Origin of the sequence: Luteibacter aegosomaticola (assembly GCF_023078475.1) — a bacterium.
GTDB classification, from domain to species: Bacteria; Pseudomonadota; Gammaproteobacteria; order Xanthomonadales; family Rhodanobacteraceae; genus Luteibacter; species Luteibacter aegosomaticola.
In genome coordinates this window covers 2,030,379-2,045,411 of sequence record NZ_CP095741.1, presented here as the reverse complement: position 1 = coordinate 2,045,411, position 15,033 = coordinate 2,030,379, and the positions used below count along the sequence as shown (strand labels likewise).

Sequence of the window (15,033 nt, the reverse complement as noted above, 5' to 3'; positions counted from 1 at the left end):
CGACACTCGGGGGAGACACCTTATGCCGCAGCACCGCCACGCGCTCGCCGCCGCGCTCGCGCTCATGCTTCCGCTCGCCGCCCAGGCGCGCGATACGACGGAAGATGACGCCTACGCCTCCATCGCCACCCTGAGGCAGGCCTACGCCAAGGGCGAGCTCACCCCAACCGGCGTCACCCAACTCTTCCTCGATCGCATTGCACGGATCGACAAGGCGGGGCCAAAGGTCAACGCCGTACTCGAAACCAATCCGGATGCGCTCACGATCGCGGGCAAGGCGAAGGGCAAAGGCCCACTCGCCGGCATCCCGATCTTGCTCAAAGACAATATCGACACCGGTGACCGCATGCAGACCACCGCCGGCTCGCTGGCGCTGGCGGGGTCCACGGCACCGAAGGATTCCGCCATCGCGGCGAAGCTGCGCAAGGCCGGGGCCATCATCCTCGGCAAGGCCAACCTGAGCGAGTGGGCGAACATCCGCTCCAACCACGCGACGAGCGGCTGGACCGGTCGCGGCGGCCTCACGCTCAACCCGTACGTGCTCGATCGCAACGCCTGCGGCTCCAGCGCGGGCTCCGGCTCGGCGGTCGCCGCCGGCCTGGCCACGGTCGCGATCGGCAGCGAAACCGATGGCTCGATCATCTGCCCGGCCTCGATGACCGGCCTCGTCGGCATCAAGCCCACGGTCGGCCTCGTCAGCCGCACCGGCATCATTCCGATCTCGCACAGCCAGGACACCGCCGGCCCCATGGCGCGCAGCGTCGCCGACGCCGCTGCCGTGCTTGGCGCTATCGCCGGCAGCGACGCCGCGGACCCAGCCACGAAAGACGCCGACAAGCACGCCACCGACTACACGAAGTACCTCGACTCGAACGCCCTGCGCGGCAAGCGCATCGGCGTCGTCCGCCAGCTTGCAGGCATCGAGCCCAACGCCGATGCCGCGCTCGAAAAGACCATCGCGCTACTGAAGGCGCAAGGCGCCACCGTCGTCGACAACGTCGAGATCCCGCACCTCAAGGAACTCAGCGAAAACGAACTCGACGTCATGCTCTACGAGTTCAAGCACGACATCGCCGCCTACCTCGCCACGCGCCCGAACCAGCCGATGAAGACGCTCGCCGACCTCATCGCGTTCAACAACGCGCACAAAGAGCAGGAAATGCCGTGGTTCGGCCAGGAGCTGTTCCTCATGGCCGAACAGAAAGGCGGCCTCGACGATCCGAAATACAAAACCATCGTTGAGAAGAACAAACGCCTCGCCGGCCCTGAAGGCATCGACGCCGCCCTGGCAAAAGACCACCTCGACGCCCTGCTCGCCCCCAGCTGGGGCCCGGCGTTCGTCAACGATCTTGTCCTCGGCGACCACGTCGTCAGCGGCGACCCGACCGTAGGTGGCGTATCGGCACCAGCAGCCATCGCGGGCTATCCGTCGATCACCCTACCCGTCGATTTCGCCCACGAGCTTCCGGTGGGCGTGGTGTTCTTCGGTGCGAAATGGAGCGAGCCGACGTTGATCGGCATCGCGTATGGCGTCGAACAGAAGGCCAATGCATTCCGCCGGCCGAAGTTCCTCGCAACCTTGCCGGTGCGCTGATCGTAGGAGCCCACCCTGTGGGCGACGCCGTTCGCGGGGAAGCCGCAAGACTTGCGGCGGTTTCGCGAAAGATGTCGCCCACAGGGTGGGCTCCTACGTAAAAAAAAGCCCCGGACTGTGCCGGGGCTTTTTTTTACTTCTCCGCGTACTCGCGGACGATGGGTGCGAGCTTGGGATCTTCCAAAGCCATCGCCAACGTCGCTCGGACCAGGCCGGCCTTGTTGCCGCAATCGAAGCGTGTGCCTTCGAACTTGTACGACAGCACCTGGCCCTTGTCCTTCAGCAGGTTCTCGATCGCGTCGGTGAGCTGGATCTCGCCACCGGCGCCAGCACGGGTGCGCTCCAGGAAACCGAAGATCTCACGCGGCAGCACATAGCGGCCGACCACGGCGAGGTTCGACGGCGCATCGGCCGGCTTCGGCTTCTCCACCATGTGCTCGATGCGGCCGGAGCGATCATTGATCTCGGCGCTGAGCTTCACCACACCGTACTTGTCGGTGTCCTGCGGCGGCACTTCCTCAACGGCGATGACGCCGGCGTGCTCCTTGTAAGCCAGGTCGGACATCTGGCCCAGGGCACCACGGCCCTTCGTCCAGATCAGATCGTCCGGCAGCATCACGCCGAAGTATTCCTCGTTCACCACGGCCTTTGCGCGCAGCACCGCGTCGCCCAGGCCAAGGGCCTCCGGCTGGGTGACGAACACGCAACGGACGCGCGGCGGCAGGATGCCGCGAAGGATGCCCAGGAGCTCTTCCTTGTTCTTCTCCGCGAGCTTTTCTTCCAGCTCGTACGCCTTGTCGAAGTAATCGGCAATGGCGTGCTTGTAGCGGTTGGTGACAAACACCAGCGTATCGGCACCGGCGTCGACAGCTTCATCCACGGCGTACTGGATAAGCGGGCGATCCAGCACCGGGAGCATTTCCTTGGCCACCACCTTGGTCGCAGGAAGGAAGCGCGTACCGAGGCCAGCTACCGGAAATACTACCGTGCGCAGGGGTTGGGTCATGCGATGTCTCCACTTTCGTTACGGCGAAGCGGCAGCACGTTATCCACCTGGGGCTCGCTCCAGCGGAACGAAGGCAACAGCTGGGACACGCACCGACGCAGGGTTTCTTCATCAAACGCCCCCACCGCTTCTTCGGCACGGGCGATCTGCGTTTGCAGAAGGTCCCACGACACCTGGCGGTGCTGGGCCTGGAAGATTTTGGCGTGGGTGGTGCTGGTGTAATTCTCCAACGGGTGGAAGAGTTCTTCGAACAGCTTCTCGCCCGACCGCAAACCTGTGTAGACGATCTGTATGTCAGATCCGGGACGCTTACCCGCCAGCCGGATCATCTGTTCAGCGAGGTCACGGATCTTCACCGGATCACCCATGTCCAGCGCAAAGATCTCGCCACCCTTGCCCAGCGTGGCCGCCTGCAGGATCAGCTGGCAGGCCTCCGGGATGGTCATGAAGTAGCGCGAAATCTCGGGATGCGTAATCGTGACCGGGCCGCCCTGGCGGATCTGGCGGCGGAACAACGGCACGACCGAACCTGCTGAATCCAGGACGTTACCGAAGCGCACGGTGATAAAACGTGTCGCCGTATGCGCTGCGAGGTTCTGGCACCAGATCTCCGCCATGCGCTTGCAGGCGCCCATCACCGAGGTCGGGTTCACCGCCTTGTCGGTGGAGATCAGCACGAACGCTTCAGCGCCGCAGCGCACGGCGGCATCGGCCACGACGCGCGTACCGAGCACGTTGTTGCGGAAGGCTTCGCGCAGCTGGCCCTGCAGCATCGGCACGTGCTTGTAGGCCGCCGCGTGGAACACGATCTGCGGCTGGGTTTCCTCGAACAGGCGGTTCACCGCGACCGATTCGCGGGCATCGGTAAGCACGCCATTGAAGATCAGCTCGGGATACGCCGAGGTGAGCTCCTGGCCGATCCGGTACAGGTTGTACTCGGACATCTCGACGACGGTGAGCGACGAGGCACCCAACCGGGCAACCTGGCGGCAGAGTTCCGAACCGATGGAGCCGCCACCGCCCGTCACCAGGACGCGGCGGCCGCTGATCGTCTCGCGGATGGCCGTCCAGTCGAGCTCCACGGCATCGCGGCCGAGCAGATCCTCGATGGCGACTTCCTTGATCTCGTTGAACTGCGCACGGCCAGCAACGACATCCTCGAGGCGCGGCACCGTGCGGAACGGCAGGCCCGTGCTTTCGCAAAATGCCACGATCCGGCGCATCTGCGAGGTGCTTGCCCCCGGGACGGCAATGAGCAGCATCTGCACCGCCACGGCCTTGGATAGCTCGGCCAGCTGGTCGACAGTGCCCAGCACCGGAACGCCACCGATCTGCGCGCCGCGCAGCGCGAGGTTGTCGTCAACGAAGCCGATGACGCTGTAGCGGCTGTCGCGGCGAAGGTCGCGCGCCAGGGCGTCGCCCGCGCGGTCCGCGCCGACGATGAGCACACGCTTGGTGGGCGTCGACTGGAACAGGTCGATGCGGCTGTCTTTCCAGAACCGGTAACTGAGCCGGGGCAAGCCCAGCAACACGACCAGTACCACTGGGTAAACCAGCAGGACCGAGCGCGGCACGCCATCGAGGCGCGCGTACATCACCATGGCCAGGCCGATGATGAGCGAGCCGATGACCGTGGCCTTGATGATGTTCCACAGGTCAGGGAGGCTCGCGAAGCGCCATACGCCCTTGTAGAGGCCCGTCCAGTTGAACACCGCGCCCTGCACCAGCAGGACGAGGGGGAATTCCATCGGCAGGTAGGACACCGGCGCCGACTCCGGCATCAGTGCGTAGCGCAGCGATTTCGCGATCCACCAGGCAAAGGCCGCCATCGCCAGGTCGTGTGCGACCACGGCGGTACGCGGGTGGATGATGCCAATGAACTTACGCAACAACATGTCGCTCCCTTCGACGCAAGCACGACCGCTTGCCAGTACGCCAGACCGCCGCCCCCAACAGGTAGGCTACCCCGCAGCAGGCAGGCGCCACCGCCGGATGGCGGAGCGCGATCCATGCGCCGGGCACACTAATGGCGAGGTTCCACACCAGATAGCCCCCGGCCACCCGTGAATGGGTATTCCCCCGCCTCACGAGCCACTGATAGAGGTGCTCGCGGTGTGGAGTGTACCAGCGTGCACCTCGCAGCATTCGCACGAGCAACGTCAAAGTCGCGTCGATAACGAAGGCCGACGACAGGATCAGTTCAGGCCAGAGCAGGTCGGTGCGCCAGGCCCAGAGCATGGCCGTAAGCGCGAAGACGATGAAACCGACCGTCGCGCTACCGACGTCGCCCATGAAAATTCGCGCCGGGGAACGGTTGAAGAACCAGAAGCCAAGGGCCGCCAGGTCGAGGCAGCCGGCGGCGATGCCGATGCCGAAGGCGCCGGCATCGACCGCGATGATGCCCGTGGCCGCCCCGAACACGACCACCTGCAAGGCGGCGATGCCGTCGATGCCGTCCATGAAGTTATGCAGGTTGATGCACCATACCCCCGCGAGCACCAGGGGGGCGGCCCACCAGAGGCTGGCGGTATGCGCCGACACGGCCAGGCAGAACAACAGGGTCGCGCCCAGCTGGATCGCGAGGCGCGGCTTGATCGGCAACGAACCATGGTCATCGAGCCAGCCGATCGCGGCGATGGCTATGACACCCACGGTAAAGGCACCCACGATCGCTACGCCAGGGGACGGCGGGAGCAGCCAGAGCGCGGCGGGCATGCTTACCAGCACGCCGATGACGATACCGATGCCGCCACCGCGCGGGGTGGGAATGGTATGCGAGCGCCGCTGCCCCGGGGCGTCGAGCATGCCCCGGCGATGGGCATAGGCAATGGCCGCCCTCACGCAGGCAAACGAGACCAGGAAGGCAGCGACCATGCACCCGAGTGCGATGGCCATGGGGCTCGGGAACGACAGGCTCATTCGTTCGCGACACCATGGATGGGCCGCACAGTACCCCAGTTCTTGCAGCTGGGGCACTGCCAGTGGTGCGCCTTGGCGCCGAAGCCACAGCGGCTGCAGCGATACATCGCCTGCCCTTCGAGCAGCTTGCGGGTGAGGTCACGCAGGATCAGGTAGTTCTCGCGCGCCTCACCGGACACCTTGTCCATCGTGGCGTCGATAAGCGCCATCAGGCCACGCACCGACGGCCGCTTGCGCAGCTGCCCGGTAAGGAAATCGATCGCCGTGCGCTCACCGTCACGCCCCTCGTACAGGCGCGTGAGCGCAAGCACCGGCGAGATACCGTGGTAACGGACCATGATCTCGCGCAGGAAGCTCTCCGCGCGATCCATCTGCTGCGAACGGGCGTAGCAATGCAGCAACGGCGGAAGGATCTCGGGCACGAAGGCGATATCAGCCGCGATAGCCGCCTCGTACGAGGCGATCGCCGCCGGCATGTTGTCTTCTTCCGAGGAAAGCCGCCCGGCGATCATGTGCGCGCGAACGCAATCGGCCTGGCACGCGAACGCTTCGCGGATGTAATCACGAGCCTCGGTGCGTGCACCGTGCTGACGTGATTGTTCGGCCAGCTCGCAGTAGAACTGGGCGATCATTGCCGCTTCGTCTTCGCCGGTCATGGCTTCCAGCCGGCGCGCGTGATCGATGGCTTTGTGCCACTCACGCTCGTGCTGGTAAATCGCGATGAGGTGGCGCAGGGCCGAGGGCGCCAGCGCATCCATGGCCACCAGGTCGGAAAAGAGGGTTTCGGCGCGGTCAAGCAAGCCAGCGCGCATGTAATCCTCGCCCAGCTCGAGCAGCGCCACGGTCTTCATTTCGTCGGAAAGACCCTGGCGAGAAACCAGATGCTGGTGCAGCCGGATGGCGCGATCCACCTCGCCGCGCTTGCGAAACAGGTTGCCGAGCGCCAGGTGGGTTTCCACCGTGTCACGGTTGTATTCCGCCAGGCGCAGGAACACCTCCAGGGCCTTGTCCTGCTCTTCGTTGAGCAGGTAGTTCAGACCACGGAAGTAATCGGAGGAAAGCTCGTTGACCCGGGCTCCCGAGCGCTTGGCATCGGTACGGCGGGCCAGCCACCAACCGCAGGCAAACGCGATGGGAGGTACGAGCGCCAACAACCAGATAGGGTTCATGCGGGCTTTGCGCTGGCTACCTTGCTACCACCGCGGAGAGCCCGGCGGCGCTTGCGCTGCTGGGCAAACGAGGTGCCTACCCATGCGGTGAACCCACCGAGCACCCAGCCGACCAGCAGGAAGGCCAGCATGGCGCCACCCTTGGGGAGGGCCAGGCGGGCAAAGCCCAGGTCGAACGGTACGAGGTCGGCGTTGAGCGCGCCGAAGACGACCCCGGCGACAGCGAACAACAGCAGGAAAAGGATGACAATCAGACGCATCCGACGACTGTACCCGAATCATGAATAGGTTGGGGTGGAACGGTTTGGAATTTGTACAGTTTTAGGGCCCAAAGGTTGCGCCCAAAAAAACGCCGCTTAGGAAGCGGCGTCTTCGAGGGCGAGATTTACGCGTTCGCGTAGCTCTTTGCCCGGCTTGAAATGTGGCACGTGCTTGCCCGGCAGGGCTACCGCCTCACCGGTCTTGGGGTTGCGCCCCATGCGCGGCGGGCGGAAATGCAGCGCAAAGCTGCCGAAGCCGCGGATCTCGATGCGCTCGCCCGTGGACAGGGCATGGCTCATCTGTTCGAGCACGCTCTTGACGGCAAGTTCCACATCGCTGAAGGCAAGGTGGGTCTGGCGCCGCGCCAGCGCCTCGATCAGTTCCGACTTGGTCATGGGTCCCCTGGTTCTTCGATAAAGCTGACGCAAACAACAGGTTACAACAAAACGAGGGGCGGGTTACCCGCCCCTCGCTCCGACTTTAGTCGGCCTTGTTCAACTGCTCCTTGAGGAGCGCGCCAAGCTTCGTCGTACCACCGGCAGCGGACTGGTAGTCGGCCATGGTATCGGCCAGCTCTTCCTCGTCCTTCGCGCGGATCGACAGCTGCAGCTGACGGCCCTTGCGATCCATGCCCGTGAACTTCGCTTCGACAGCGTCACCCACCTTGAGGTGCAGGGTGGCATCGTCAACGCGTTCCTTGGCGATGTCGTTCGCGCGGATGTAGCCCTCGACGCCTTCGCCCAGGTCAACCAGCGCACCCTTGGCGTCCACTTCCTTGACCGTACCGGTCAGGACCGTGCCGCGCGGGTTCGTGGCCATGAACTGGCCGAACGGATCCTGCTCCATCTGCTTGATGCCGAGCGAGATGCGCTCACGCTCCGGATCAACGGCGAGCACGACGGCTTCGACTTCGTCGCCCTTCTTGAAGTTACGGACGAGGTCTTCACCCGAGGCCTGCCACGAGATGTCGGACAGGTGGACGAGACCATCGATACCGCCTTCGAGGCCGATGAAGATGCCGAAGTCGGTGATCGACTTGATCTGGCCGGAGACCTTGTCGCCCTTCTTGTGCATGGCGGCGAAAGCTTCCCACGGGTTCGAGCGGGTCTGCTTGATACCCAGCGAGATGCGGCGACGCTCTTCATCCACGTCCAGGACCATGACCTCGGTCTCGTCACCGACCTGAACCACCTTGGCCGGGTTGACGTTCTTGTTGGTCCAATCCATTTCGGAGACGTGCACCAGGCCTTCGACGCCCGGCTCGATCTCAACGAAGCAACCGTAATCGGTGACGTTGGAGACCTTGCCGAACAGACGGCTACCGACCGGGTAACGACGGGCGATGGCAACCCACGGATCGTCGCCGAGCTGCTTCAGGCCGAGCGAAACGCGGTTGCGCTCGCGGTCGTACTTCAGCACGCGGACGTCGAGCTCGTCGCCGACATTGACGACTTCCGACGGGTGACGGACGCGCTTCCACGCCATATCCGTGATGTGCAGCAGGCCATCGATGCCGCCGAGGTCGACGAACGCGCCGTAATCGGTGAGGTTCTTGACCACACCCTTGACGACCGCGCCCTCGGTGAGGCGCTCGAGCAGCTTCTCGCGCTCTTCGGAGAACTCGGTCTCGACGACGGCGCGACGGCTGACAACCACGTTGTTACGCTTGCGGTCGAGCTTGATGATCTTGAACTCGAGGTCCTTGCCCTCGAGGTAGACCGGGTCACGGACCGGACGCACGTCGACGAGGGAGCCCGGCAGGAACGCGCGGACATCCTTGATATCGACCGTGAAGCCGCCCTTGACCTTGCCGGAGATCTTGCCGGTGATGGTCTCTTCCTTGTCGAACGCCTGCTCGAGGTCGTCCCACACCATCGAACGCTTGGCCTTCTCGCGGGAGAGCTTGGTCTCGCCGAAGCCGTCTTCGAGCGCGTCGAGCGCGACCTTGACTTCGTCACCAACCTCTACTTCGAGGGCGCCGTTCTCGTCCTTGAACTGCTCGATCGGAACAATGCCTTCGCTCTTGAGGCCAGCGTTGATCACCACGACGTCGTTGCGGATTTCCACAACGATACCGGTGACGATCGAGCCGGGCTTCAGCTTCGAAATAGCCTGCTGGCTTTGTTCAAACAGTTCGGCAAAACTTTCAGTCATGTTGATTCCAGGGTTATGAAAGGCCGTACCCGGCGCAGGCGTTCATCAGTGACGCGAGCGGACGGGGGACCCACCGGTTGTGGGTGCTTACGGAGGGGCTCACATACATGGCGCCCCCGGGCACCGTTGCCAATAACCCACGCGCAACTGCGTGGGCGATGTGCCGAATGCGCCCTTACGGACGCACCACAGCGAATACTTTTGCCACCACCACCTCGATGGGCATGCCGGTCGTATCAATGACGACAGCGCCCTCGGCGGGCTTCAACGGGGCGACCGGCCGGGACGCATCTCTCGCGTCGCGTGCCTCGATTTCCCGTTGCAGGCCTGCAAGTGTAACGCTGAGCCCCTTATCCTTCAACTGCTTATAGCGCCTTTTCGCGCGCTCGGAGGCGCTGGCGGTCAGGAACACCTTGAAGGGGGCGTCCGGAAAAATGACGGTGCCCATGTCCCGGCCGTCGGCCACCAGCCCCGGAGCCTTGCGGAAAGCCAGCTGGAGGTCGACCAGGGCCTGGCGGACCGCGGGGATCACGGCGATGGCCGAGGCGGCCGCACCTGCCGTTTCCGTGCGTAGTTCGTCGGTGGCGTCGTGGCCGTTCACGAGCACATGGGTCTCACCGCCATCGGGACTGGCCTGGAACCGGATCTTGATGTGCTGGGCGCAGCGGGTGACCGCGGCCTCATCCGACAGATCGATGCCCTCGGCGCCCGCGGCATAGCCCACGGCGCGGTACAGCGCGCCCGAATCGAGCATCCGCCAACCCAGCTTCTCGGCCACAAGGCGGCTGATGGTGCCCTTGCCGGAGCCCGAGGGGCCGTCGATGGTGAGGACGGGGACGGGCGTGGGGGCCATGGGATACCTCGGTCGCGAAACCGGCATGATACCTGAGCGGCGCCGCGCCATCGCCCGATAGACAGTGTCCGGCACGCGTGCTACAAGCCCCCAACATCCCGCACCACGCAAGCGCGCTCGTATGCCTGACGATCTCCAGAGCCAGTTCGAACAGGCATCGCTGGACATCACCCGGCTTGGCCACCGGCCGGACAACGACACCCTCCTGCGACTCTATGCCCTCTACAAGCAGGGCGCCGAGGGCGATGTCCACGGCCGTAAGCCGGGCTTTTTCGATTTTGTCGGCACCGCCAAGTACGAGGCCTGGGCCAGGCTAACCGGTACGACGCGCGAGCAAGCCATGCGCGACTACATCAAGCTGGTCCGTGACCTGGGCGGCTAAGCGCTGCGCGTCGCTATTTCGAGGAAAGCCAGGCGGCGACGGGCAGCTCGCCGAAGAGTTCGGCGACCGGCACGCTGCCCCCTTCCCCCTTGCCAATGTCCAGCAGGCTGGCCCAGCGGCCCGAAGGGAGGTCCAGATGGGTCCCCTCCCAACGCTCGGCAGGGATGGCAGGCGCCGACAGGCCGGCCAGCCAGGGCGCCAGGTGCCGCCCCACGGCGACCACCAGCCGCTGGCCGCGATGTTCGCGGATAAAGGCCACGATCTTCCCGGCCGCCGGGCCGGATGCCTCCAGGACGCGATAGGTACCGCGGGCGAACAGCTCGGGGTGGCTCTTGCGGGCACATAGCAAGCGCATGATCACCGCCTGCTTCAGGGCCCCGTCCCGCCAGGCGCACAAGGCTTCCACGGGGGACGGCTCGCGCTCGAGGGACGCCGAGCGCGCGAGGAAATCCACCGGCCGCCGGTTATCCGGGTCCACGAGGCTGAAATCCCAGTACTCGGTGCCCTGGTACAGATCGGGCACGCCCGGGGTCGTTAGCCTGAGCACCGCCTGGGCCAGTCCGTTGGCCGCCCCCGGGGTCGCGATGTACTCGGCGAACGCCTGCAACTCTTCCGCCGCACCAGCCGAGAGCATGGCGCGGAGAAAATCCTCGCAAGCGTCCTCGTAGGGTTCGTTCGGCGACGTCCAGCGAGTCCAGCGCTTGGCCTCGCGCAGGGCCTTGCGCTGCCAGGCCGCGATCCGCGTGGCGAACCGCTCGATGCCGTCATCGTCATCCGGCGCCAGACCCAACGGCCACGCGCCAACCAGCATCTGGTAAAGCATCACCTCGTCGGACGCGGAGGGTGCCATGCGGCCTTCGGCGCGCTGGCGCAGGCCCTCGTGGCGCGTGCGCCAGCGTTCCACGGTGATCACCCAGCGCTCGGCCACCTCGGAAAGCACCGCGAGCCGCGCGCGCAGGTCTTCACCACGCTTGTGGTCATGCGTGGCCGTGGCCAGCAGCGCGTGCGGAAAGCGCGCGTGGCGTTCCGCGCAATGCGCATGGAACAACTCGGGCGATATCGCCAGCCGGGCGGCATCGACGCCGACCTCGTTGCGCGAAAGCAAACGCCCATAGCGATAGCCCGCCGTATCTTCGACCGCCTTGGCAGCCACCGGCGAGGTCGCCTGCTGGAATACCGCGATGGCGCGCTCACGCGCCCGGCGAACGGTGCCCGGCGGCAACAGGCGCGGCGCATCACCACCCAGCCAGCGCGACACGAGATGCAGCAATTCGGCGTCTTCGACACGCAACGTGCGCAAGGCGCCTTCCACCGCACGCGCGAATACCGCCTCATCGAACGCATCGCGCCCTGCGCCGCCCGCGTACGTGCGGTACACGGGAAAGTGCACAAGCAGCTCGACCAGCACGCGGCGGATGGCTGCTTGCGACACATCCCGCGTGGCAATGTCGGCGCGCGCAGCCGCGAAGAGCGCGCGCGCCGTTCGGTCCAGTTCGGCCTCGAAGCTATCGACAAGAATCTGGCGCCGCGCACGCACCGCTTGCGTGGCGAAATCCGCCGCATCCCCAGTGAGCTTGCGCCACAGTTCGGTGAGCGGCGCCTCGCCCCGTTCGTCATGCAGCAGGGCCGAGACCTGGTCCATGAATTCGTACCCGGTCGTGCCGTCCGTTCGCCAGTCGGCGCGCAGCACCTCATCCTCGGCAAGGATCTTCTCCACCACGAGATAGGCGCCATCGCGCGGTGAACCTGCCGGCCGTTGCGGACGCAAGCGCTCGAGACGATGGCGCAGCTGGCGGCAATAACGGCGGGGATCGGCAAGGCCATCGACGTGGTCACAGCGAACGCCGTCGATCAGGCCTTCGGCGTACAGGCGGAAGATCGTGCGGTGCGTGTCTTCGAAGACCGCGGTCCGCTCGATCCGCATGCCGGCAAGCTCGTTGATATCGAAGAAGCGGCGATAGTTCACCATGTCGCTGGCGAGCTTCCAGAACGCAAGGCGATAGTGCTGCTTCTCGATAAGCGCATGCAGGCGCGCCCTGCCCTCGTCGGTTCGCGGATCATGCGTGTGCTCCGCATCGTCCGCGAGTGCCGCCACCGAAGCCGGCGATAGAGGCAGGTAGTCGTCGTATAGGCGCAGTACCCAACCACCGTCGCGCCTGCCCACGCGCAGATGCCCCTGGTGCAACACGAGATCGTAGCCGTCACCAAGGATCGGCAGCAGGACACGGCCGCGCACGAGCGGATCGGGCGCGAGCCAGTCGATGTCGAAATGGCCGGCGTAGCGGCTATCACGGCCGTGCCGCAGCACATCCATCCACCAGGCGTTTTCGCTGCCCACGCCCATGTGGTTCGGCACGATATCGATGATGATGCCCATGCCATGCTCGCGCAGTGCGGCCACGAGGCGACGCAGCGCTACCTCACCGCCGATCTCGGGATTCACTTCATTGCAATCCACCACGTCGTAGCCATGGGTGGAACCGCGCCGCGCGCGCAGGATCGGCGAGGTGTACAGATGGCTTACGCCCATCCGCGCGTAGTAGCCCACAACCGCCACCGCGTCGTCGAGCGTGAAGCCCGCATGGAACTGCAGGCGGGCTAGCGACCGCGGCGGGCTCACGTCCGGTTCCGGGTCTGGTCGATGGCCGCACTGACGGCGTGGGCGATAGGGCCATCGAACAGCCGTGATGATGAATCAGGCATGCGCCGCCGCCAGTTCGGGTGCACGGCATCCGTCGGACCCGGGAGGTTGGGCTGCTCGTGCAAGCCCAGCACATCTTCCACGGGGAAGATGGCGATGGGCGCGGGTGCCTGCGACACGTGCTTCGCGGCCGCCACGACGACCGGCGAGATGTCATCTGGCGCGGGCGGTGCTTCCTCGTTATACGCAGAGTTCGATGCGTACATCGCACTCCATAGCCGATGGCGGTCCACGTCACGCTGGGCCGCCTCGTCGATGGAAGGATCATCGAGGCCGGTACGCTTGCGCCATTCGATATCGCGGCCACTCCACCAGCCAGCGACCGTCGGCACATCGTGGGTACTGGTCGTCGCCATCGCGGTGTTCGACCACTCGCGTGGCGACACGAAGCCGCCGTCCGCGGCGCGCTCAAACCACAACACGCGGATACCGAGCACGCACTTCTCGCCGATCGCCTGGCGGAAGTCGGCCGGCACGGTGCCGAGATCTTCGCCGATGATGACCGCGCGATGCAGGTGGCTCTCCAGCGCGATCAGACGCAGCAAGTCCTGCAGCGGGTAGCGCACGTACGCGCCCTCGGTGGCACCGGCGCCATGCGGCACCATCCACAGGCGCTTCAGGCCGAGGATATGGTCGATGCGCACACCGCCTGCATAGGCCAGCGCGGCACGCAGCATGCCGATAAAGCCGCGGAAGCCGGTCTCACGCAAACCGCGCGGCGAGAACGTGGTGAGACCCCAATCCTGGCCGAGCCGGTTCAGCGCATCGGGCGGCGCGCCCACGGAAAGCCCCTTCAGGACCTCGGCCTGATGAGCCCAGGCATGGCTACCGCCGGAGTCCGCGCCCACGGCGAGGTCGGCGATGAGTCCGATCTTCATGCCCGCATCGCGTGCCGCTTTCTGCGCGCCCGACAAGCCTTGCGCCGCCAGCCACTGCAGCCAGGCGTGGAAGCCCACTTCGCGCGCATGTTCGCGGGCGAACGAGGCTACCTCCGGGCTCGCCGGGTCATGGAACCCGGCAGGCCAGCCTTGCCAGCCGCCCGGCCGGCCATGCGCGGTGAAATCGGCATGCAAGGCTTCGAAGCGGGCGTGCCGCTCGAGCGCTTCGCCGTGTTCGCGGCGGAACGCCGCAAAGCGATCGGCATGGGCCAGGTCGACGGAAGCCCACTCATACACCGAGCGCAGGATCGTCATGCGCGCACGCGCTGCGCGCGGCCAGTCGATCAGCTCGAGCCACTCCAGTTCCGCCAGCTCCTGGCGCAGGTTGTGCGTATCGATCACGGCACGTACGGTGGGCTCGCCGCTGGTCTGCACCGGATCGATATACAAGCCGTTGAGGAACAGCCTGCTCGATGGCGCATAAGGGCTGTACCGTTCCGGTGCCGCTGCGAACAAGGCGTGCACCGGACTGATCGCCAGCGCATCGGCGCCCTTCTCCGCCGAGGCACGGGCGCATAGCGATAGCGCGGTGAAATCGCCGATGCCGCCGTCACCCGGCCGGCGCAAGCCAGAGACCTGGACGGCCATGCCCCAGGGGCGGCGCGCACCTTCAATGTCCGCGACGCTGAACGCGCGCGGCGGCGCCACGGCCACCGCGACCTCGGCATCGTCGAGGAACAGGGTGTAGTAGCCCGGCTTGGCGGGCCCGGGGATCCGCGTCTCGCTCGAGGGCAGTTCGCCCTCGCCGATAAGCACATCGCCCTCACCGAGCAGTTTCCACGCCCTGCCCCGTGGCGCGGGCGGCAGGTCGATGGGGGTGCCGATATCCGCCGTAATCATCCGAGGCAGGACGCTGCCCGAGCGCTCCTGGGCAATGCGTTGCAAGCTTTCTTCCACATCATCGGCGTTGTCTGCCGGCAAGCCGAGGGCGCGCAGTACCGCGCGCAAGGTGTCCTCGGGCACCGTCTGGGGACGATCCAGCGCATCGCGCCAATGCACATCCACGCCCGCTTGTTCGGCCAGCTGTGCGAGACGATCGTCGAGGGGGGCGTTCAC

12 protein-coding genes are annotated in these 15,033 nt (G+C 65.6%); 2 read left to right on the top strand and 10 right to left on the bottom strand.

Features of this window, described 5'->3' with window-relative positions:
* Positions 1-22 precede the first annotated feature (22 nt).
* Positions 23-1,594 (top strand): amidase, encoded by a 1,572-nt coding sequence (locus tag L2Y96_RS08895; RefSeq protein ID WP_247335835.1) that lies wholly within the window; start codon positions 23-25, stop codon positions 1,592-1,594.
* A 133-nt stretch (positions 1,595-1,727) separates the two neighbouring features.
* Here L2Y96_RS08895 and L2Y96_RS08890 read toward each other — a convergent pair whose 3' ends face one another.
* The 8 genes from L2Y96_RS08890 to cmk form a co-directional block, all read right to left on the bottom strand.
* Complete coding sequence (locus tag L2Y96_RS08890; protein WP_247335833.1) at positions 1,728-2,600, bottom strand: UTP--glucose-1-phosphate uridylyltransferase; 873 nt, start codon at positions 2,598-2,600, stop codon at positions 1,728-1,730.
* Positions 2,597-4,495, bottom strand: a complete 1,899-nt coding sequence (locus tag L2Y96_RS08885) for a polysaccharide biosynthesis protein (protein WP_247335831.1) — start codon at positions 4,493-4,495, stop codon at positions 2,597-2,599. The genes L2Y96_RS08890 and L2Y96_RS08885 overlap by 4 nt, the downstream gene beginning before the upstream one ends.
* Positions 4,482-5,519 carry an MraY family glycosyltransferase gene (locus L2Y96_RS08880; protein WP_247335829.1) on the bottom strand — a complete coding sequence of 346 codons (1,038 nt, stop codon included), beginning with the start codon at positions 5,517-5,519 and terminating at the stop codon, positions 4,482-4,484. Before L2Y96_RS08880 ends, L2Y96_RS08885 begins: the two co-directional genes overlap by 14 nt.
* Complete coding sequence (lapB, locus tag L2Y96_RS08875) at positions 5,516-6,688, bottom strand: lipopolysaccharide assembly protein LapB (protein ID WP_247335828.1); 1,173 nt, start codon at positions 6,686-6,688, stop codon at positions 5,516-5,518. The genes L2Y96_RS08880 and lapB overlap by 4 nt, the downstream gene beginning before the upstream one ends.
* Positions 6,685-6,948: a LapA family protein gene (locus L2Y96_RS08870; protein WP_247335826.1), complete on the bottom strand. Its 264-nt coding sequence runs from the start codon at positions 6,946-6,948 to the stop codon at positions 6,685-6,687. The genes lapB and L2Y96_RS08870 overlap by 4 nt, the downstream gene beginning before the upstream one ends.
* Positions 6,949-7,044: 96 nt before the next feature.
* Positions 7,045-7,344: an integration host factor subunit beta gene (locus L2Y96_RS08865; protein ID WP_247335824.1), complete on the bottom strand. Its 300-nt coding sequence runs from the start codon at positions 7,342-7,344 to the stop codon at positions 7,045-7,047.
* A gap of 85 nt (positions 7,345-7,429) precedes the next feature.
* On the bottom strand, positions 7,430-9,103 hold the full coding sequence (gene rpsA, locus L2Y96_RS08860; protein ID WP_247335822.1) for a 30S ribosomal protein S1: 1,674 nt from the start codon (positions 9,101-9,103) through the stop codon (positions 7,430-7,432).
* Between the two features lie 175 nt (positions 9,104-9,278).
* A complete protein-coding gene (gene cmk / locus L2Y96_RS08855) occupies positions 9,279-9,956 on the bottom strand; it encodes a (d)CMP kinase (RefSeq protein WP_247335820.1) in 678 nt (225 codons plus the stop codon).
* Between the two features lie 121 nt (positions 9,957-10,077).
* On the opposite strand from cmk, the gene L2Y96_RS08850 reads away from it, so the two are divergent.
* The gene (locus L2Y96_RS08850; RefSeq protein WP_247335818.1) at positions 10,078-10,338 is read left to right on the top strand and encodes an acyl-CoA-binding protein; all 261 of its coding nucleotides are present in this window, start codon (positions 10,078-10,080) and stop codon (positions 10,336-10,338) included.
* Positions 10,339-10,351: 13 nt separating this feature from the next.
* On the opposite strand, the gene treY is transcribed toward L2Y96_RS08850, so the two are convergent.
* Together treY and malQ are read right to left on the bottom strand one after the other, a co-directional pair.
* On the bottom strand, positions 10,352-12,958 hold the full coding sequence (treY, locus tag L2Y96_RS08845; protein ID WP_247335816.1) for a malto-oligosyltrehalose synthase: 2,607 nt from the start codon (positions 12,956-12,958) through the stop codon (positions 10,352-10,354).
* On the bottom strand, positions 12,955-15,033 hold the full coding sequence (malQ, locus tag L2Y96_RS08840) for a 4-alpha-glucanotransferase (protein ID WP_247335813.1): 2,079 nt from the start codon (positions 15,031-15,033) through the stop codon (positions 12,955-12,957). The genes treY and malQ overlap by 4 nt, the downstream gene beginning before the upstream one ends.